The sequence below is a fragment of the Nonomuraea sp. NPDC003214 genome, from assembly GCF_053590035.1.
In genome coordinates this window covers 1-18,135 of the sequence record NZ_JBSFSX010000008.1, presented here as the reverse complement: position 1 = coordinate 18,135, position 18,135 = coordinate 1, and the positions used below count along the sequence as shown (strand labels likewise).

Annotated in this window: 18 protein-coding genes; 11 read left to right on the top strand and 7 right to left on the bottom strand. The window is 71.9% G+C overall.

Translation table 11 applies throughout. The annotated features are described in order from the left end of the window. Positions 1-156: 156 nt before the first annotated feature. A complete protein-coding gene (locus ACWDXC_RS24905) occupies positions 157-3,954 on the bottom strand; it encodes a LamG-like jellyroll fold domain-containing protein (protein WP_449985863.1) in 3,798 nt (1,265 codons plus the stop codon). 115 nt (positions 3,955-4,069) lie between these two features. Beyond that, entirely contained in the window at positions 4,070-4,519 is a 450-nt protein-coding gene (locus tag ACWDXC_RS24900) for a hypothetical protein (protein WP_308125976.1), read from the bottom strand. 68 nt (positions 4,520-4,587) lie between these two features. On the opposite strand from ACWDXC_RS24900, the gene ACWDXC_RS24895 reads away from it, so the two are divergent. Then, a complete protein-coding gene (locus ACWDXC_RS24895; RefSeq protein WP_449985860.1) occupies positions 4,588-5,442 on the top strand; it encodes a proline dehydrogenase family protein in 855 nt (284 codons plus the stop codon). 19 nt (positions 5,443-5,461) lie between these two features. After that, on the top strand, positions 5,462-6,256 hold the full coding sequence (gene proC / locus ACWDXC_RS24890) for a pyrroline-5-carboxylate reductase (RefSeq protein ID WP_219509588.1): 795 nt from the start codon (positions 5,462-5,464) through the stop codon (positions 6,254-6,256). 45 nt (positions 6,257-6,301) lie between these two features. On the opposite strand, the gene ACWDXC_RS24885 is transcribed toward proC, so the two are convergent. The 4 genes from ACWDXC_RS24885 to ACWDXC_RS24870 all read right to left on the bottom strand — a co-directional run bounded on the left by ACWDXC_RS24885 (position 6,302) and on the right by ACWDXC_RS24870 (position 9,817). Beyond that, the gene (locus tag ACWDXC_RS24885; protein ID WP_449985858.1) at positions 6,302-7,045 is read right to left on the bottom strand and encodes an ABC transporter permease; all 744 of its coding nucleotides are present in this window, start codon (positions 7,043-7,045) and stop codon (positions 6,302-6,304) included. Then, positions 7,042-7,932, bottom strand: a complete 891-nt coding sequence (locus tag ACWDXC_RS24880; protein WP_449985855.1) for an ABC transporter ATP-binding protein — start codon at positions 7,930-7,932, stop codon at positions 7,042-7,044. Before ACWDXC_RS24880 ends, ACWDXC_RS24885 begins: the two co-directional genes overlap by 4 nt. An 80-nt stretch (positions 7,933-8,012) precedes the next feature. Then, positions 8,013-8,681 (bottom strand): response regulator, encoded by a 669-nt coding sequence (locus ACWDXC_RS24875; RefSeq protein ID WP_219509591.1) that lies wholly within the window; start codon positions 8,679-8,681, stop codon positions 8,013-8,015. Then, entirely contained in the window at positions 8,678-9,817 is a 1,140-nt protein-coding gene (locus ACWDXC_RS24870; protein WP_449985851.1) for a sensor histidine kinase, read from the bottom strand. The genes ACWDXC_RS24875 and ACWDXC_RS24870 overlap by 4 nt, the downstream gene beginning before the upstream one ends. 109 nt (positions 9,818-9,926) lie before the next feature. Between ACWDXC_RS24870 and ACWDXC_RS24865 the strand changes: the two genes are divergently transcribed. The 9 genes from ACWDXC_RS24865 (at position 9,927) to ACWDXC_RS24825 (ending at position 17,130) form a co-directional block, all read left to right on the top strand. Continuing rightward, positions 9,927-11,090: an acetoin utilization protein AcuC gene (locus ACWDXC_RS24865; protein WP_449985848.1), complete on the top strand. Its 1,164-nt coding sequence runs from the start codon at positions 9,927-9,929 to the stop codon at positions 11,088-11,090. A gap of 9 nt (positions 11,091-11,099) precedes the next feature. After that, entirely contained in the window at positions 11,100-11,882 is a 783-nt protein-coding gene (locus ACWDXC_RS24860) for a phosphatase (RefSeq protein WP_449985845.1), read from the top strand. Between the two features lie 312 nt (positions 11,883-12,194). Then, a complete protein-coding gene (locus ACWDXC_RS24855) occupies positions 12,195-12,398 on the top strand; it encodes a helix-turn-helix domain-containing protein (protein ID WP_043629748.1) in 204 nt (67 codons plus the stop codon). A gap of 177 nt (positions 12,399-12,575) precedes the next feature. Beyond that, complete coding sequence (locus ACWDXC_RS24850; RefSeq protein WP_018654693.1) at positions 12,576-12,674, top strand: 30S ribosomal protein bS22; 99 nt, start codon at positions 12,576-12,578, stop codon at positions 12,672-12,674. A 23-nt stretch (positions 12,675-12,697) separates the two neighbouring features. Continuing rightward, positions 12,698-13,753 (top strand): NAD-dependent epimerase/dehydratase family protein, encoded by a 1,056-nt coding sequence (locus ACWDXC_RS24845; RefSeq protein ID WP_449985842.1) that lies wholly within the window; start codon positions 12,698-12,700, stop codon positions 13,751-13,753. After that, positions 13,750-14,613, top strand: a complete 864-nt coding sequence (locus ACWDXC_RS24840; RefSeq protein WP_449985839.1) for a lysophospholipid acyltransferase family protein — start codon at positions 13,750-13,752, stop codon at positions 14,611-14,613. Before ACWDXC_RS24845 ends, ACWDXC_RS24840 begins: the two co-directional genes overlap by 4 nt. Positions 14,614-14,680: 67 nt before the next feature. Continuing rightward, positions 14,681-15,475 carry an SDR family NAD(P)-dependent oxidoreductase gene (locus ACWDXC_RS24835; protein ID WP_449985836.1) on the top strand — a complete coding sequence of 265 codons (795 nt, stop codon included), beginning with the start codon at positions 14,681-14,683 and terminating at the stop codon, positions 15,473-15,475. A gap of 72 nt (positions 15,476-15,547) precedes the next feature. Then, complete coding sequence (locus ACWDXC_RS24830) at positions 15,548-16,132, top strand: RNA polymerase sigma factor (protein ID WP_219509598.1); 585 nt, start codon at positions 15,548-15,550, stop codon at positions 16,130-16,132. A 2-nt stretch (positions 16,133-16,134) separates the two neighbouring features. Beyond that, complete coding sequence (locus tag ACWDXC_RS24825; protein WP_449985833.1) at positions 16,135-17,130, top strand: LCP family protein; 996 nt, start codon at positions 16,135-16,137, stop codon at positions 17,128-17,130. 21 nt (positions 17,131-17,151) lie between these two features. On the opposite strand, the gene ACWDXC_RS24820 is transcribed toward ACWDXC_RS24825, so the two are convergent. Continuing rightward, entirely contained in the window at positions 17,152-18,027 is an 876-nt protein-coding gene (locus ACWDXC_RS24820) for an HAD family hydrolase (protein ID WP_449985830.1), read from the bottom strand. Between the last annotated feature and the right edge of the window lie 108 nt (positions 18,028-18,135).

The window sequence follows — 18,135 nt, the reverse complement described above, 5'->3', positions numbered from 1 at the left end:
GGTCAAAGTTGAGTTGGTTGGACTCAACCTACGAATGTGTGCCGTCTTTGTCAAACGACTTGAGCCTACTCGGCTCAACCCCGGGTGCGCGAAAAAGCCCCCGAGTCTCCCGGGAGAGGGGGCGAGGAGGGGACTCCCGGGAGACGGCTCGAGGGCTCAGACGGGCGTGTTCATGTCCGACTGGATCCGGGCGGCGGTCAGGGGCTCGCTGTAGACGCGAACCTCGTCGATCAGGCCGTCGAAGTGCTCGCCCCACAGGCTGTTGCCGCCGATGCGCAGGGCTCCTCCGTCGGTGCGGATCGGCCCTCCGGCGGCCTGCTGGCTCACCTGCGTGCCGTTGACGTACAGCCGCAGCGTGGCGCCGTCGTAGGTGGCGGCCAGGTGGCTCCAGGTGTTCAGCGGCAGCGAGACCGTGCCGCCCGCGCCCACCTCGCCGGTGGTGTGGATGACGGCGTGCGGCCGGTCGGTGTAGCTCCCGGCCGACAGGACGTACGCCAGGTCGCCCGCGTACTCCTTCATGATCACCGTACGCCAGCTCGTCACGGTCGACGGCCTGACCCAGGCTTCCAGCGTCATGCCGGTGGTGAGGCGCAGGCCGGCCGAGTCGGCGACCGTGACCCAGCTCGACGAGCCGTTGAACGACAGCGCCTGGCCGTACCTGCCGGAGGCCGTCCAGGCGGCGTCCTTCAGCGTGCCGGCGTTGCCCAGGCCGGAGGAGTCGGCCGTGGTGGTCCCGGCGCCCTCGTTCATGCCGAGCGCCGCCACCAGGCCCTGGCTGCTGGGCGGCGCGGTGACGGCGGCCGCGTCCTCGGCGGACGGCGTGCTGGTGTTGCCCGCCGCGTCGAAGGCCACCACGCGGTAGTAGTACGTGCCCTCGGCCAGCCCCGGGTCGGTGAACGCGGTGGTCTGCGACGAGCCGACCTGGTTGGCCCCCGACGGGGTGAAGCCGGAGGTGGCGGAACGGTGGACGGTGTAGCCCTCCACGCCCCTGTCATCCGTGGACGCGGTCCAGGCGAGCTGGGCGTGGCCGGGTCCGCCGGTGGCGGCGAGGGAGCCGGGGGTGCTCGGCGGCGTGGTGTCCGGCTCGGGCGCGGCGCCGATCGGGGTGGTCATGTCGAGCTGGATCTGGGCCGGGGTGAGCGCCCGGTCGTAGATCCTCACCTCGTCGATGAGGCCGTCGAAGAACTCGCCCCACAGGCTGTTGCCGCCGATGCGCAGCACGCCGCCGTCGGTGCGGATCGGGCCGCCCGCGGCGCGCTCGGCGACCTGCGTGCCGTTGACGTACAGCCGCAGCGTGGCCCCGTCGTAGGTGGCGGCCAGATGGCTCCAGGTGTTCAGCGGCAGCGAGGCCGTGCCGCCCGCGCCGACCTCGCCGGTGGTGTGGATGACGGCGTGCGGCCGGTCGGTGTAGCTGCCCGCCGACAGCGTGTAGGCCAAATCGGTCCCGTACTGCTTCATGATCACCGTGCGCCAGCTCGTCACCGTCTCCGGCCTGATCCACGCTTCCAGCGTCATGCCGGTGGTCAGGCGCAGGCTGGCCGAGTCGGCGACCGTGACCCAGCTCGACGAGCCGTCGAAGGCCAGCGCCTTGCCGAACTTGCCGGTCGCCGCCCAGGTCGTGTTCGCCGCCGTGCCGGGGTTGCCGGCCGGGGAGGCGTCGCCGACGGCGGTGCCCGAGCCCTCGTTCATCGCGTACGCGGCCACCAGGCCCGCCGGGGAGTGCGAGGTCTCGAACGTCGCCGTGTAGGTGGCCGCCGACGCCGGGGCGGTGATGTTGTGCGTGGCCGCGCCGCCGTCGGACCAGGCGTCGAACACCTGGTCGCCCTGCGGCGACGGCGCGGTGACGGAGTTGCTGGACCCGGCGATCACGGTCCGGGTGAACGGCGCGATCGTCTGCTCCTGGTTGAACCCGAGCCGCAGCCCCGGCGGGTCCGTCCTGAAGGTCAGCTCGACGGTCCTGGGCTGGAGCAGGACGCTCGCGGTGTCGGTCAGGCCGTGCCCGTCCTCGACGGTGAGCCGCAGCTCCAGGTGCGACGGATACTCGTGATCGGGGGCCTGGAAGGAGCCGGACGCGCCGGTGTAGCGGGTGATCTCGTGCTCGTGGCAGGCGCCGGGGCAGTGGTGCATGATCAGCGTCCAGGTCATGCGGGAGCCGGGGATCGCGCCGTCCTCGGCGTCGGTCCCGGCGCCCGAGAAGCCGATCGTGTCGCCGACCGCCCAGGTCGTGGTGGCCGCCGGGGTGGTGATGGCGGCCGTGGGCGCGCTGTTGCCGACGTTGATGGTGACGGTGGCGTCGCCCTGCCCGCCCTTGCCGTCGTTCACCCGTAACCTGACCTGGTAGGACCCGTTCTGCGCGTAGGTGCGGGACGGGGTGGCGGAGGTCGAGTCGTCCAGTTCGCCGTCGCCGTCGAGGTCCCACGCGTAGGTGAGCGGGTCGCCGTCGGCGTCGCTGGAGCCCGTGCCGGAGAACGTCACGGCCAGCGGGGCCGCGCCGGAGGTGGGCGTCGCGTCGATCACCGCGGTGGGCGGGGCGTTGTCGTAGATGTAGCGTACGACCGCGCCGCCGTCGTGGTCGACGGCGAACAGGTCGCCGTTCGGCCCGCTCTCCAGCTCGACCGTGCCGATCCCGGTGTCGAACGCGGTCACCGTCGCCGGGTCCGGCAGCCCGTTCGCGCCCTCGGTCATCACCCAGACGCACCTGCGGCTGTAGTCGGAGAAGAACAGCGCGCCGTCGTACGCCTGCGGGTAGGGCCCGCCCGGGTAGAAGGCGACGCCGCTGGAGGACGACTGGCCGCCGGGGGCGCACGGGTCGCCCGGGTAGAGGCGCTGGCCGTGGTTCCAGGCGAAGTGCGGCTTGGTGTGGGCCGCCGCGCCCTCGGCGTACAGGTTCTCGCACAGGGTCAGGTTGAGCGCGTCGTAGCCGTCCTCGCGGGGCGCGCCCTCGTAGCAGGGCCAGCCGAAGTTGGCCACGCCGCCCGTGGGGTCGGCCACGCGGTTGATCTCCTCGAAGGAGCCCCAGCCGACCTCGCCCGCCCAGATCTCGCCGGTGCCCGGCCGGTTGGTGATGCGGAACGGGTTGCGCAGGCCGTGGGCGACGATCCTGGCCACGTTCGGGTCGGCGGCGCCGGCGTTCGGGTTGCCGGGGGCGGCGGCGCCGGTGTCGGGGTCGATGCGGATGATGCTGCCGGCCAGCGTGGCCGGGTCGCCGCCGGTGCGCACGTCCTGGGCGCGCAGCGCGCCGCCCTCGGCCGCGGGCGGGGTGGGCGAGGTGCCCACCGCCGTCGGCGGGTCGCCGCACGGGTTGTCCGGTACGACGTCCGAACCCGGCAGGTTGTCCTGCCCGTAGTCGGCGAACTGGAAGCTGGCCCCGTCGCCCGCCGAGGCGTAGAGCATGCCGTCGGGGCCGAACTGCAGGTCGCCGATGGAGTGGCTGGGGTACTGCTGGCACCAGTCGGTGATCAGGGGCGTCTCGGCGCCGGTGGGGGAGATGACCGACAGGCGGCCGGTGATGCGGCAGCCGTCCCCGGTCGGGCCGGGCGGCGAGGGGCACTCGTCGAAGTCGTCGTTCGCCTGGCCCCAGCGCGGCGCGCCGCCCCCGGGCTCGGCGTCGTAGGAGTAGAGCACGTACACGCGGGGGTCCTGCGGGAAGTCCGGGTGCAGGGCCAGGCCGAGCAGGCCGCGGTCCCAGAAGTCGTGCACCTTGGTGCGCAGGTCGGCGTAGACGGTGGGCGTGGTGTCCGTGAGCGAGTCGAAGACCTTGACGTAGCCGCCCTTCTCGGCCACGAACACCCGCCCGTCAGCGGCGAACTCGACGTTGGTGGGGCTGGTCAGCCCGCTGAAGATCGTCTGTTTCTCGAAGCGTTCCGGCAGGGCCTGCGCGGGCGGCGCGGCCAGCCCGATCAGTCCGGTGGTCATGAGGATGACGGGCAGCAGGGCACGAACGAGCCGCTTCACGGGTTCCCCCAGTCACGCACACCTTCACCGGGGCGCCCCCGCGCCTTAGGTGCCTTGATCGATGTATCGCAACAAATCGATCAAATGTCACTGGGGTTGTCCGCATGTGGACATGTCAGGATTTGGCGCCGTCCACGATCTTCCGCTTGCCGACCGGGGCCTTGAGCTTGACCGTGGTCGTCTTCTCCACGGCCATCATGATGCAGGACACGCCCTTCGCCTTGGGCGAGGTGCCCTCGTACAGCGTGATCGTGACCCGCTTCCTCGTCTCCTTGACCTTGACGCGGTCCAGGACCGTGCAGGGCTCCACGCCCGACCACCACCTGAGCTGCACCTTGTGGCCCTTGGACACCGCCTTGGCCTTCGTCCAGCGGACCTTGCGCGTGTTGAGCGCGTCACCGGTCGGCTTGACCGGCTTGGGCTTGGCGTCGGGCGGCGTGGTCGTGGCCACCGAGGCGCTGGTCACGGGCGCGCCGGGCGCCTTGGACAGCGGCCGCTCCTGCGGCGTGGCCGAGCCGCACCCGGTCGCGAGCAGCAGGCATCCGGCCACGAGAGTCGTCGTCACAGTGCGCATACCTCTACGACGGATCAGATCGGCCACCGGTTCAGCGTCGGCGAAGCTAGGGTTGTGGCGTGCTTCGTCAGGCCCTGCTCGCCGCATCCCGGAGCGACCGCGCCGAGCGCGTCGTGTCCGCCTCGCCGCTCACCGGCACCATGGTCAGGCGTTACGTCGCCGACGACGTCGGGGCCGCCGTGACGGAGCTGACCCGCAGGGGCCTGCTCGTCACCGTCGGCAGCCTCGTCGCCGAGGCCGGCGACCGGGCCGAGGCCGAGGGCAACGTCCTGGCGCACCAGCGGCTCGTCGAGAGCCTGCCCCCCGACGCCGACGTGTCGGTCGACCTCACCGCGCTCGGGCTGCGCCTGTCGGAGCAGCTCGCGCTCGACAACGCGGCCACCCTCTGCGAGAGCGCCGCCGAGCGCGGCGTCACGCTCACGCTCGACGCGAGCGGGCCCGGCGCCGCCACCGGCCTGCACTCCATCCACGCCACCCTGCGCAAGGAGCACCCCGCCGTGGGCGTCGTGGTGCGCGCCGGCGAGCCCGGCTCCGCCGAGCGCTGCGCCCGCCTCGACGGCGCCCGCGTCCGGCTCGTCAAGGGCCCCCGCACCGCGCCCGCCGAGGTCGACCGCGCCTTCGCGCGCTGCCTGCGGGTGCTGATGTCCGGCGCCGGCTACCCGATGATCGCCACCCACGACCCCCGGCTGCTGCGCGTCACGGCCGCCCTGGCCGTCCTCGAAGGGCTCGAACCCGCCGGGTTCGAATACCAGATGCTGTACGGGGTCCGCCCCGACGAGCAGCGGCGCCTGGCCGGGCAGGGCGCGCGGGTGCGCGTCCACGTCCCCTACGGCGCCGGCTGGTATCCCTACCTGATGCGCCGCCTCGCCGAGCGCCCCGCCTTCTTCGCGCGCACGCTGCTGTCACGCCGATAGCCGCCGGTAGGCTGCGCACATGATTGCGATTCTCGGCACCGGCAAGATGGGCGAGGCGCTGCTGTCCGGGCTGCTGCGGGCGGGCTTCAAGCCCGGCGACGTGCTGGCCACCGCGCGCCGCGCCGAGCGCGCCCAGGCGCTGCGCGAGACCTACGGGGTCCGCACGGTGTCCAACACCGAGGCCGCCAAGTCCGCCGACACGCTCATCCTCGCGGTCAAGCCGCAGGACATGGCGGCGCTGCTGGCCGAGATCGCCCCCTGCGTGCCCGCCGACCGGCTGGTCATCACCGCCGCAGCCGGCATCACCACGGCCTTCGTCGAGCAGCGCCTCGGCGTCGACGCGCCGGTGGTCCGGGTCATGTCCAACACGCCCATCCGCTTCGACGAGGCGATGAGCGTGATCTCGGCCGGGTCCCACGCCGGCGAGGAGCACCTCAGGCTCACCGAGGACCTGCTCAGGCCGGTCGGCAAGGTGCTGCGCATCCCCGAGTCGCAGCAGGACGCCGCGACCGCGCTGTCGGGCAGCGGGCCCGCCTACTTCTTCTACCTGGTCGAGGCCATGGTCGACGCGGGCATCCTGCTCGGCATGCCGCGCGCCGCCGCGCTCGACATGGTCACCCAGTCGATCGTCGGGGCGGCCGTCATGCTGCGCGACTCGGGCGAGCACCCCGTGATCCTGCGCGAGGCGGTGACCTCGCCGGGCGGCACCACGATCGCCGCCATCGCCGAGCTGGAGCGCCACAGCGTGCGCGCCGCCTTCCTGGCCGCGATCGAGGCGGCCCGCGACCGGGGCCGCGAGCTCGCCGCCGGCTGAGGAGACCGCCTCGACACGGTCGTCCCCAGCCGGCGAGTCATGGGGTCAGGCGTCGCGCCGCCGCATCAGCACGGCCGCCAGGACCAGCGTGACCGCGATCCAGGCGAGATAGACGCCGTAGCCGGACCACGGGCCCAGCGGGTTGTCCGGGTTCGGCGCTATCACCTGCAGGCCGGCGTTGGAGGTGAAGTGGTGGTGCACGGTCCGGCCCAGCTCTCCCGGCAGCATTGAGGTGACCTGCGGCAGCACCAGGATCAGCGCGATCACCGACACGACCGCGCCCGGCGTGTGCCGGATCAGCGCGCCCAGGGCCAGCCCGAACAGCCCGCTCGCGGTCAGATAGAGCGAGGTGCCGATCACCACCTGCGCGACGCCCGGGTCGCCGAGCGCCGCCGTCCCGAGGATGAGCGGTCCGCCCACCAGGAACGCCGCCAGGGCGGAGACCGCCGAGACCACCAGCGTCACGACGGTGAACACGACGATCTTGGCCGACAGCACCCGCAGCCGCTGCGGCACGGCCATGAACGTCGTCCTGATGGACCCCGTCCGATACTCGCTCGAGATCACCAGCACCCCGAACGTGGCGAGCGCGAGCTGCGCGAACAGCGTGCCCGACAGGGTGACCCTGGCGGCCTCGATCCCCGTGGGCGGCTCGCCCGCCGAGTTGGCGATCGACACGGTCAGCAGGATGCTGAACCCGATCAGCAGCAGCCCGGCGCAGGCCAGCGTCCACATCGTGGAGCGCACCGAGCGGATCTTGGTCCATTCGGACCGGATGACGTCCATCATGACGAGAACTCCAGGCTGTCCTTGGTCAGCTCCATGTACGCGGCCTCCAGCGAGGGCCGCACGAACGTCAGCTCCTCCAGCGGCAGTCCGGCCCGCGCGGTCGCGGTGCCGATCTCCAGCGGCTCCATCCCGGTCACCCGCAGGTGGTCCGGGTGCAGCTCGGCGCCCTTGATCAGCTCGGCGACCTCGGCCAGGCGCGGCGACCGTACGCGCACGTACCCCTGGGAGCTGCGGCCGATGAACTCCTGCACGCTCGTGTCGGCGATCAGCCGGCCCTTGCCGATCACCACCAGGTGGTCGGCGGTCTGCGCCATCTCGCTCATCAGGTGGCTGGAGACGAACACCGCGCGCCCGTCGGCGGCCAGCTTGCGCATCAGCGTGCGGATCCACAGGATGCCGTCCGGGTCCAGGCCGTTGACCGGCTCGTCGAACAGCAGGATCTCCGGGTCGCCGAGCAGCGCGGCGGCGATGCCGAGGCGCTGCGACATGCCGAGCGAGAAGCCGCCGATGCGCCGTTTGGCCACTGTGCTCAGGCCGACCAGCTCCAGCACCTCCTCGACCCGGGCGGCCGGGATCGCGTTGCTCTGCGCGATGGCCAGCAGGTGGTTGCGGGCGCTGCGCCCGCCGTGCACCGCCTTGGCGTCCAGCAGCGCGCCCACCTTGCGCAGCGGGTGCCTGAGCTCCCCGTACGGCTTGCCGTCCACGAGCACGCCGCCGCCGGTGGGGCGGTCGAGCCCGAGGATCATGCGCATGGTGGTCGACTTCCCGGCGCCGTTCGGGCCGAGGAAGCCGGTCACCTGGCCGGGCTCGACGTCGAAGGACAGGTCGGTCACGGCCGCGGTCTTCCCGTAATGCTTGCTCAGGTTCGTTGCCCGAATCGCGGTCATATGTTCAGGATGATCGGCGGCGCGGGGCGAATCTTCCTGCTGCGGGACAGTCCTGCGGGCGGGCCGGTAGGAGCGTGGTCCTACTCTCCTGGGTTGATCAGCCCCGCCTCGTAGGCCGCGATCACCGCCTGGGCCCGGTCCCTGACCCCGATCTTGGCGAACACGCTCGTCACGTGGTTCTTCACCGTCGAGGCGGACACGCCCAGCTCGGCGGCGATCTCCGCGTTGGACCTGCCGCGCGCGATCAGCACCAGGATCTGCCGTTCGCGGTCGGTCAGGCCGGTCAGCCCGGCCCGGTGCAGGGGCGCCGTGTGCCGCTGCGGCCGGGGCGCGCGCACGTAGGCGCCGATCAGGCGGGTGAGCAGCCGGGGGGCCACGGCCGCCTCGCCCCGGTGCACGATCCGTACGCCCTCGACCAGCTCCTCGGGGGAGACGTCCTTGGGCAGGAACCCGTCGGCGCCCGCCCGCAGCGCCGCCACCACGTTCTCGTCCAGGTCGAACGTGCTCAGCGCGAGCACCCGCACGCCCGGCACGCCGCCGGTGATCCGCTCGGTGGCGCGCACCCCGTCGAGGCCGGGCATGTGCAGGTCCATCAGCACCACGTCGGGCCTGAGCCGGGTGGCGAGGTCGACCGCCTCGTCACCGTCGGCGGCCTCGCCCACGACCGTCAGGTCGGGCTGGGCGTCGAGCATCAGCCGGAAGCCCTTGCGGACCAGCGCGTGGTCGTCCACCAGCAACACCGAGATCACGTCTTCTCCAGGGGGATGCGCGCGTGCACGCGGAAACCGCCTTCCAGCCGGGGACCGGTCGATAACTGCCCGCCGCAGAGGGCGACGCGCTCGGCCATCCCGCCCAGCCCGAACCCCGCCGTCGCGGGGTGTTTGGGGGCGCCGTCGTCGAGCACCTCGACCTCGATGGCACCCGGATCGTAGACCAGGCGGACGCTGGCCCGCGCGCCTTCGGCGTGCTTGCGGGTGTTGGTCAGCGCCTCCTGGACGATCCGGTAGACGGCGTGGTCGACGGTCGTGGGCAGCGGGACCGGCTCGCCGGTCACGACCAGGCTCGCGGGCAGCCCGGCGCTCCTGACCTCCTCGACCAGCGCGGGCAGCCGGGACGCGCCCACCCCGGTCGCGGCGTCGGAGCCGCCGCCGTCGTCGGCCCGCAGCACGTCGAGCAGCTCGCGCATCTCCGACAGCGCCTGGCGGGCGCTCTGCTCGGCCCCCGACAGCGCCTCGCGGGTCACCTCCTGGCCCGGCGCGAGCGTCGCCCGCGCCCCGCCGACCAGCGCGTTGATGACGCTCAGGTGGTGGGAGACGACGTCGTGCAGCTCGCGGGCGATCCGCCGCCGCTCGGCCCGCACCGCGCTCTCGGCGGCCTCCCGCTTGCCGCGCTCGCGCAGCTCGGCCCGTACGCGGTTGAACTGGCCCAGCACGACGGGGATGGCGATGAGGGTCAGGCCGGTCAGCCACGCGCCCTCGGGCTGCGGGCCGGGCTGGAAGCGGGTGGCGAGCTCGTTCGCGGTCCCGTAGAGGAGGGAGATCAGCCCGGCGGTGATCCAGACCGTGCGGCCGGAGGCGTAGCGGCCCAGGCTGTAGGCGGCGATCATGGTGACCGGGCTGCCGGGGGAGACGATGTCGGCGGAGACGGCGACCACGTCGAGCGCCGTGATCAGCGCCGCCGTCAGCACCGGCCGGTTGCGCCGCATCAGCAGCGGCGGCACGGTCAGCAGGTAGTGCACGCTGAAGGACATCGGCCGGCCCTGGGACAGGACGGCCAGCCCGCCGATGATCCCCGGGAGGAGGAGCGCGATCACGAGCGTGATGTCGAAGACCCGCGGACGCCGGAAGAACCGCCATGCGGCCTTGACGCGTCGCACGATGCGCATGGGATCGAGATTACGTCACGAAACTCCCGTGCGACCGGGCGATCCGGCTGGACCGGTGCCGTTGACGCTGCGGTAACGTCACCTCAAGGCGCGGGAAACGGGAGCATGCATGAGCCAGTCGGCACGGGTCATCTGGGACGACGCCCTCACCTCCTACGACTTCGGCCCCGGCCATCCGCTGGCTCCCGTCCGGGTGGCGCTCACGATGGAGCTGGCCAGGGCGCTCGGGGTGCTCGACAAGGTGGACCTGGCGGGCTGCGACCCGGCCACGGACGCCGAGCTGGCGATGGTGCACGACCCCGGTTACGTCGAGGCGGTCAAGCGCGTCTCCGCGACCGGGGCCCCCGACCTGTCGGCAGGGCTGGGCAGCAGCGACAACCCGGCGTTCGCGGGCGTGCACGAGGCGTCCGCGCTGATCGCGGGCGCGTCGCTGGCCGCCGCCCGCGCGGTCTGGGAGGGCGAGGCGGAGCACGCGGTCAACGTCGCGGGCGGGCTGCACCACGCGATGGCGGCCTCGGCCAGCGGCTTCTGCGTCTACAACGACCCGGCGCTGGCCATCGCCTGGCTGCTGCGCCAGGGCGCCAGGCGGGTCGCGTACGTGGACGTCGACGTGCACCACGGCGACGGGGTGCAGGCGGCCTTCTACGACGACCCGCGGGTGCTGACGATCAGCCTGCACGAGAGCCCGCTGACGCTGTTCCCCGGCACCGGCAGGCCGGGGGAGACAGGCGCCGAGGGCACCGCGGTCAACGTGGCGCTGCCCGCCGGGTGCGGTGACTCCGGCTGGCTGCGGGCCTTCCACGCGGTGGTGCCGCCGCTGCTGCGCGAGTTCGCGCCGGAGGTCCTGGTGACCCAGCACGGCTGCGACAGCCACGCGCTCGACCCGCTCGCCCACCTGATGCTCAGCCTCGACGGCCAGCGGACCGCCTACGCTGCCCTGCACCGGCTGGCGCACGAGACCGCCGGCGGGCGCTGGATCGCCACCGGCGGGGGCGGCTACGAGCTGGTCCAGGTGGTGCCCCGGGCGTGGACCCACCTGATCGCGGAGCTGTCGGGCCACCCGCTCGCCCCCTCCACCCCGACGGGCGAGGCCTGGCAACGGCTGGTACGGGAACGTACAGGCGAGACGGCCCCGCTCACCATGACAGACGGCCGAGACCCGGAATTTCAGGACATCTCACATGGTTATGACCCAGCGGACCCCATCGACCGTGCGGTCATGGCGACCCGGCACGCGGTGTTCCCCCTGCACGGCCTCGACCCGATGCCCTAAGGACACGCAGTGCTGACCCGCGACGAACTCCGCGAGCACCTGATCATGAGCCGCATCGCCGGCGACGTCGCGACCCCGCGCGAGAACAACCTGGATCACTACAGCTCGCTGGCCAACCGTGATCCCTACTACATGCTGGGGCTGACGTTCGACCAGCCGTGGACCTACCGCGACGTGCTGGCCCTGATGGCCAAGGCCGCGGGCGTGGTCGCCGACCCGGGCCACCGCTGGGGGCAGGACACCATCGACCCCGAGCGGACCATCGACGCGCTCGACGCCATGGCCGACCGCATCGCTGCGGCGCTGTCGCAGGAGAGCCCGCGCGTGCTGTTCGCCACCGGCCACCCGACCGGCCTGCTCGCCGTCCACCTGCCGCTGGCCAGGCTCGCCGCCGAGCGCGGGGCCGTGCTGCTGTCGCCCGCCGAGGGCTGGGCTTACTCCGGCTCCGGGTTCGGGCGTCCGCGCCGCATCCGCTATCTCGGCGACGTGGCGATGCTCGACGACAAGGGCGCGTTCGTCCACACCCACGACGCCGCGCCGATGGAGCACATGCTGGCCGAGCTGGGCGAGGACCGGCCCGACCTGGTTATCGCCGACCACGGGTGGGCAGGGGCAGCGGGAGAGGCGGGAGTGCCCACTGTGGCTTTCGCCGACAGCAACGATCCCGGGCTCTTCGTCGGAGAGGCCGAGGGCAAGATCGATGTGGTGGTGCCGCTTGACGACAATGTGCTACCGCGCTACTACGCGCCGTTGACCGAACGACTCGTCACTCGAGTCTCACGAGCCCTATGAGTTGAAATCGGTCATCCCCATACCGTCTTTTCGCGCCTGCATTCCCAGAGGCTCGCCGTCCCTTTGCCAACTTTTGATGGAGCCCGGGCGACTCTTATAGGTGACAAATTGGACAGTTCCAACGTCCGATTGAGGTGCTCGGTGCGATGTCTGGCCAGCGGCTTTGCGGGTTCGGCTGACAGGCGGCTGCGGGGACTGAGAAACTAGGGGGTTTGCGCGCTCGGAGTCCCGACTTACGCTGACGGCAGTACACGTGCGTGAGCAATGGCACCAGTGGGGATAACCCGGAAACACGTGCGGAAGAGGCGTCCGATGGCTGCAGGCGAAAGACCTCTCAGCGAGGTGAAGTTCCTGACGGTGGCCGAGGTGGCCACGGTCATGCGAGTGTCGAAGATGACCGTCTACCGGCTGGTGCACTCTGGCGAGTTGCCGGCCATCCGGGTCGGCCGCTCGTTCAGAGTGCCCGAGCAGGCGGTGCACGATTATCTTCGCGAAGCCTACATCGAAGCAGGGTGAGACAGGCGTAGCGGCGCGCCGGGCGCGCCGTGAATACGGTCGCGGGAGAGGCCCGGTCGCCGATTGCGGTGCCGGGCCCTCACCCCGAGGGGCGATCCACCGCCGATCGCCGGTAGTCTGTCACCCGGTGTGCGCTCGCACATCGATTCAGACTTGCTATCAGTACCTGGGGGTCCCGTGGGCTCTGTGATCAAGAAGCGCCGCAAGCGGATGGCCAAGAAGAAGCACCGCAAGCTGCTCAAGAAGACGCGCATCCAGCGGCGTAACAAGAAGTAAGACGACGCAGCTGCGAGGCGCTGATGACCCACACCGTGCTCGTCACCGGGGTCTCGCGCCACATCGGCGCCCGGGTGGCGAGTGTTCTCGCGGCCGACCCGGACATCAGCCGCGTCATCGGAGTGGACGCTGTGTCCGATGCAGGACCCGATTCTGTGTCCGACGCAGGGTCCGATGTTGCGTCCGATGGGCTGTCGCCTCTCCCGGGCAACCGGGACGACGGCACGGCCGGCCGGATCGAGTACGTACGGGTCGATCTGCGCAGCCCTGACATCGCTCAGGTGATCGCGGCCGCCGACATCGACACCGTCGTGCACATGAGCCTGGTGAGCGCTCCCTCGCGGAGCACCGGCCGGGCGGCCATGAAAGAGCACAACGTCATCGGCACCATGCAGTTGCTCGGCGCCTGCCAGCGGTCGGCGACGGTGCGCCGCGTGGTCGTCCGTTCCACCACCGCCGTCTACGGTTCCTCGCCCAGGGACCCGGCGGTCTTCACCGAGGACCTGGAGCCGCACGACGGCCCCAGCCACGGTTACGCCAAGGACGCGGTGGAGGTCGAGGGCTACGTGCGCGGTTTCGCGCGCCGCCGGCCCGACGTCACCGTGTCGCTGCTGCGTTTCGCCAACTTTCTCGGGCCGGGCGTCGACTCGCCGCTCACCCGTTACTTCACCCAGCCGGTGCTGCCGACCGTGTTCGGCTTCGACCCGAGGCTGCAGTTCGTCCACGAGGACGACGCGGTCGAGGTGCTGCGCCGGATGGCGACCGAGGACCACCCCGGCACGTACAACGTGGCCGGGGCCGGCGTGCTGCTGCTGTCGCAGTGCGTGCGCCGGGCCGGGCGGCTGTCGCTGCCCCTGCCCTCGCCCGCCTTCCGGCTCCTCGGCACCGCCGTGCGCCGCGCCGGGCTGGTCGACTACTCGCCCGAGCAGCTGCGGCTGATGAGCCACGGCCGGGCCGTCGACACCGCCGAGCTGGAGGCCGAGCTGGGCTGGAAGCCCAAGTTCAGCACCGGGGCGGCGTTCGACGACTTCCTGCGCTCGCGCGAGCTGCACCCGCTCGTGGGAGGTGCGCGCCTGTGACGGCCGACCCCGTAGCGGACGGCACGGCCGACCGGACGGCCGAGCTGCTGGCCTTCCTGCGCAGGCGGCTCACCGGCGACTACGAGGTCGACGAGTTCGGCTACGACGCCGAGCTGACCGACAAGGTGCTGCTGGAGCTGCTGCGGCCGCTCTACCGCCACTGGTTCCGGGTCGAGACCGCCGAGCTCAAGCACATCCCCGACGAGGGCGGCGCGCTCGTCGTCGCCAACCACGCCGGCACGCTGCCCGTCGATGCGCTCATGATGCAGGTGGCGCTGCACGACGAGGCGGGCCGGGCGCTGCGCCTGCTCGGCGCCGACCTGGTCTACCAGCTCCCGGTGCTCGGCCACCTGTCACGCAAGACCGGCCACACGCTGGCCTGCCCCGAGGACGCCGACCGGCTGCTGCGCAAGGGCGAGCTGGTCGGGGTGTTCCCCGAAGGCTTCAAGGGCGTCGGCAAACCGTTCTCCGAGCGCTACAAGCTGCAGCGGTTCGGCCGTGGCGGCTTCGTCGCCTCGGCCATCCGCGCCGGGGTGCCGATCGTGCCGACCGCGATCGTGGGCTCGGAGGAGATCTACCCGAAGATCGGCGACCTGCCCTCGCTGGCCCGGCTGCTCGGGCTGCCCTACCTGCCGATCACGCCGTTCTTCCCGCTGCTCGGGCCGCTCGGGCTGGTGCCGCTGCCGTCGAAGTGGATGATCGAGTTCGGCGAGCCGATCCGGACCGACGAGTACGAGCCGGGCGCGGCCGACGACCCGATGCTCGTCTTCAACCTGACCGACCACGTCCGCGAGGTCATCCAGCAGCTGCTCGACCAGCTCAGGCTGCGTCGCGGCCACGCGTTCCCGCCGTTCCTCTAGAGAGTGCAACCGCTCCGGTCCGGCCGGTGTTCTTACGACCGATAGAGAACACCGAAAGGGACATGTCATGAATCTGCAGCTTTCCGGCCGCGTCGCGGTCGTCACCGGCGCCTCCAAGGGGATCGGCCTGGCCGTCACCCGCACCCTGGCCGAGGAGGGCGTCCACGTCGTGGCCGTCTCCCGCACCCGCGGCGACGACCTGCCCGAGCAGGCGCTGCACGTGCCCGTGGACCTGATGGACCCGGCGGCCCCCGCCGAGATCGTCGCCCGGGCCGTGGAGGCGTTCGGGGGCGTGGACATCCTGGTCAACAACGCGGGCGGGCCGCCCCCCGGCGTGACGCTGCCGCGCGTCGGCTTCCTGACGCCGGACGACGGCGACTGGCAGGCGATGTTCGAGTTCAACCTGTTCGCCGTGGTGCGCCTGATCCGCGCCACGCTGCCCGTCATGCTGGAGCGCGGTGGCGGCGCCATCGTCAACGTCTCCTCCGGCTCGGCCCGGCAGCCCGGCGCGATGAACGTCGACTACGGCGCCGCCAAGTCCGCCATGAACCACATCAGCAAGGCCCTGTCCGAGGAGTACGGCCCGCGCGGCATCCGGGTCAACACCGTCTCGCCCGGCCCGGTGCTGACCGACTGGTGGACCAAGGACGGCGGAGCCGCCGACGTCATCGCCGGGTTCGTCGGCGCCGACAAGGGCAGTGTGATCACCAAGGCGGCCCCCGAGATGATGCGCCTGGTCACCGGCCGTCTGGTGCACCCGCAGGAGATCGCCGACGCGGTGGCGCTGCTCGCCTCGCCGCGCTCGGCCAGCACCACGGGCGCCGACTTCGCCGTGGACGGCGGCTTCCTCAAGGAGCTGTAAGCCGCCCGCGTGAACCCCGGCGGCGGGTTGTGGCGAGATATCTTCGACCGATTCCCGCGCAGAAGGGCGGAGATGATCACACAACCCGCCGTCGCCAGGGGTGCGGACGCCGAACTGATCAACGCTTCGCTGACCGAACCCGAAGCGTTCGCGAACCTGTTCGACCGCTACTCCGCCATGCTCTACCGGTACGCCTCCCGGCGTCTGGGCCCCGAGCCCGCCGAGGACGTCGTCGGGGAGACGTTCCTGGTGGCCTTCTCCCGCCGCACCAGCTACGACCTGAGCTGCCCCGACGCCAGGCCGTGGCTGTTCGGCATCCTCACCAAGCTCATCTCCCGGCATCGCCGCACCGAGGCCGCCCGCTACCGCGCGCTGATGCGCGTCGCCGCCGACCGGGACGTGGAGTCGCCCGCCGACCGGGTGGCCGCCGGCGTGAGCGCGCAGGCGGCCGGTCCCGGCCTCGCCAGCGCGCTGGCCGCGCTGCCCGCCAAGGACCGCGACGTCCTGCTGCTCATCGCCTGGGGCGATCTCACGTACGAGGAGGCCGCGCGGGCGCTCGGCATCCCGATCGGGACCGTGCGCTCCCGCCTCAACCGGGGCAGGCGGAAGGTACGCGCGGCGCTCGGCGACACCAATCCGCTGCTGGGGGAGGAGTGACGATGGACGATCTGAAGCTGCTGCGTGACTTCGGCCGGCAACTGGAGCACGAGCCGCCTCCCACGCTGGTCCGCCAGCGTGACCGCCTGCTGCGGTCCGGGACCCGCGGGCCGGGGCGGCGCAGGCTCGGCTGGATGACGGCCGGGCTGGTCGCGGTCGCCACCGCGCTGGCCGTGGCCGTGCCGGCGCTGCTGGTCGGCGGCCAGAACACGGCGGGCGTCGCCACGGGTCCGCTCGGGGCGAAGGTGACCGGCGCGCTCAACGTGCTGCTGGTCGGCACCGACAGCCAGGTGGGCACCGAACGCTTTCGCAATGGCGCGCGTACCGACGCGATGATGCTCGTCCACCTGACCGCCGACCGCGAGAAGGTCACGGTCCTCAGCATCCCCCGCGACTCGCTGGTGAAGATCCCGTCGTGCGGCGGCAAGCCGGCGCGGGAGGGATTGATCAACTCCGCCTACGACACCGGCGGGATGGCGTGCGCGGTCAAGACCGTCGAGTCGCTGACCGAGGTGCGCGTCGACCACACGGTCGAGGTGGACTTCTCCGGGTTCGCCGCCCTGGTGGACGCGCTCGGCGGCGTCGAGGTCAAGCTGCCGCAGGCGGTGGACGACCGCGCGGCCAAGCTGCGCCTGCCCGCGGGCCGGCAAGAGCTCGACGGCGAGCAGGCCGTCGGCTACATGCGGCTGCGTCACGTCGGCGACGGCTCCGACATCGCGCGCATCAAGCGCCAGCACGCGGTGGCGATGGCCATGCTGAAGAAGGCGAAGAGCGAGCTGGGCGACCCGGACCGGCTGCGGGAGTTCGTGACGGCGGCGTCGCGGGCGGTCAGGACGGACGCGGGGCTGAACATGGACACGCTGATCGAGCTCGCCGCCGCGGTGCGGGGAAGCAAGGTCAGCCTCGTGACGGTCCCCTGGCGCCCCCACCCGAAGGACCCGAGACTGGTGGCCTGGCGGCAACCGGACGCCGACCGGCTCTTCGCCCGCTTCCGCTGACGGACCGGCGAGCGCGCGGGGTCAGCGGGAGGAGCGGTAGAGGCGGCGCAGGGCCAGGCCGGCGGCCACTCCTCCCGCCACGGCGCCGACCCCGGCGGCGATCGGCAGCGCCGTCATCGTGGCCTTGCGGCCGGTGCGGAAGTCCTTGATCGGCCAGTCGTGCTTCCTGGCGTGCTCGCGCAGCTCGCTGTCGGGGTTGATGGCCACCGCCTGCCCGACCAGCGACAGCATGGGCAGGTCGTTGGAGGAGTCGCTGTAGGCGGTGCACCGCGTCAGGTCGAGCCCCTCGCGGCGGGCCAGCGCGCGCACCGCCTCGGCCTTGGCCGGGCCGTGCAGCAGGTCGCCGACCAGGCGGCCGGTGTAGATGCCCTCGCTGGTCTCCGCCACCGTGCCGAGCGCGCCGGTCAGGCCCAGCCGCTGGGCGATCACCCGGGCCAGCTCGACCGGCGTGGCCGTCACCAGCCACACCCGCTGCCCCTGGTCGAGATGGCTCTGCGCGAGCGCCCTGGTGCCGCCCCAGATGCGGTCGGCCATGACCTCGTCGTAGATCTCCTCGCCCAGCCTGACGACGTCGTCGACCTTGGCCCCGGCGACGAACGCCAGCGCCGTCTCGCGGGCCACCGCGATGTGCTCGGGGTTCTCGTTGCCGCGCATGCGGAAGACGGCCTGCCCGACGGCGAACTTGAACAGGTCGGAGGTGTTGAACATGCCCCGCGTCGCCAGCCCCCTGGCGAAGTGGTAGATCGACGCCCCGCGCATCATCGTGTTGTCGACGTCGAAGAAGGCCGCGGCCTGGAGGTCGGGCTCGGCGGGAGGCGCCACGACGGCGGCCGCCGCGGCGGCCTCACCGGCGATCTCCGCCTCGACCTCGTGTCGTCGTCGGATTAGGCGCCACATGGGCCTCAGCTTACCTAGATGATTGATTCCAAGGGGTTGGGATCAGTGGTCGTAGGCGGTCAGTGAGCGGGCGATGGGCTGACCGGTCTTGTCGTTGTGCCAGATCAC

What these genes read in the sequence shown, in the direction of transcription:
- proC (WP_219509588.1), top strand. Translation starts at nt 5,462, where the DNA reads ATGATTGCGATTCTCGGCACCGGCAAGATGGGCGAGGCGCTGCTGTCC.
- ACWDXC_RS24885 (WP_449985858.1), bottom strand. Translation starts at nt 7,045, where the DNA reads ATGATGGACGTCATCCGGTCCGAATGGACCAAGATCCGCTCGGTGCGC.
- ACWDXC_RS24880 (WP_449985855.1), bottom strand. Translation starts at nt 7,932, where the DNA reads ATGACCGCGATTCGGGCAACGAACCTGAGCAAGCATTACGGGAAGACC.
- ACWDXC_RS24870 (WP_449985851.1), bottom strand. Translation starts at nt 9,817, where the DNA reads ATGCGCATCGTGCGACGCGTCAAGGCCGCATGGCGGTTCTTCCGGCGT.
- ACWDXC_RS24865 (WP_449985848.1), top strand. Translation starts at nt 9,927, where the DNA reads ATGAGCCAGTCGGCACGGGTCATCTGGGACGACGCCCTCACCTCCTAC.
- ACWDXC_RS24855 (WP_043629748.1), top strand. Translation starts at nt 12,195, where the DNA reads ATGGCTGCAGGCGAAAGACCTCTCAGCGAGGTGAAGTTCCTGACGGTG.
- ACWDXC_RS24845 (WP_449985842.1), top strand. Translation starts at nt 12,698, where the DNA reads ATGACCCACACCGTGCTCGTCACCGGGGTCTCGCGCCACATCGGCGCC.
- ACWDXC_RS24835 (WP_449985836.1), top strand. Translation starts at nt 14,681, where the DNA reads ATGAATCTGCAGCTTTCCGGCCGCGTCGCGGTCGTCACCGGCGCCTCC.
- ACWDXC_RS24830 (WP_219509598.1), top strand. Translation starts at nt 15,548, where the DNA reads ATGATCACACAACCCGCCGTCGCCAGGGGTGCGGACGCCGAACTGATC.
- ACWDXC_RS24825 (WP_449985833.1), top strand. Translation starts at nt 16,135, where the DNA reads ATGGACGATCTGAAGCTGCTGCGTGACTTCGGCCGGCAACTGGAGCAC.
- ACWDXC_RS24820 (WP_449985830.1), bottom strand. Translation starts at nt 18,027, where the DNA reads ATGTGGCGCCTAATCCGACGACGACACGAGGTCGAGGCGGAGATCGCC.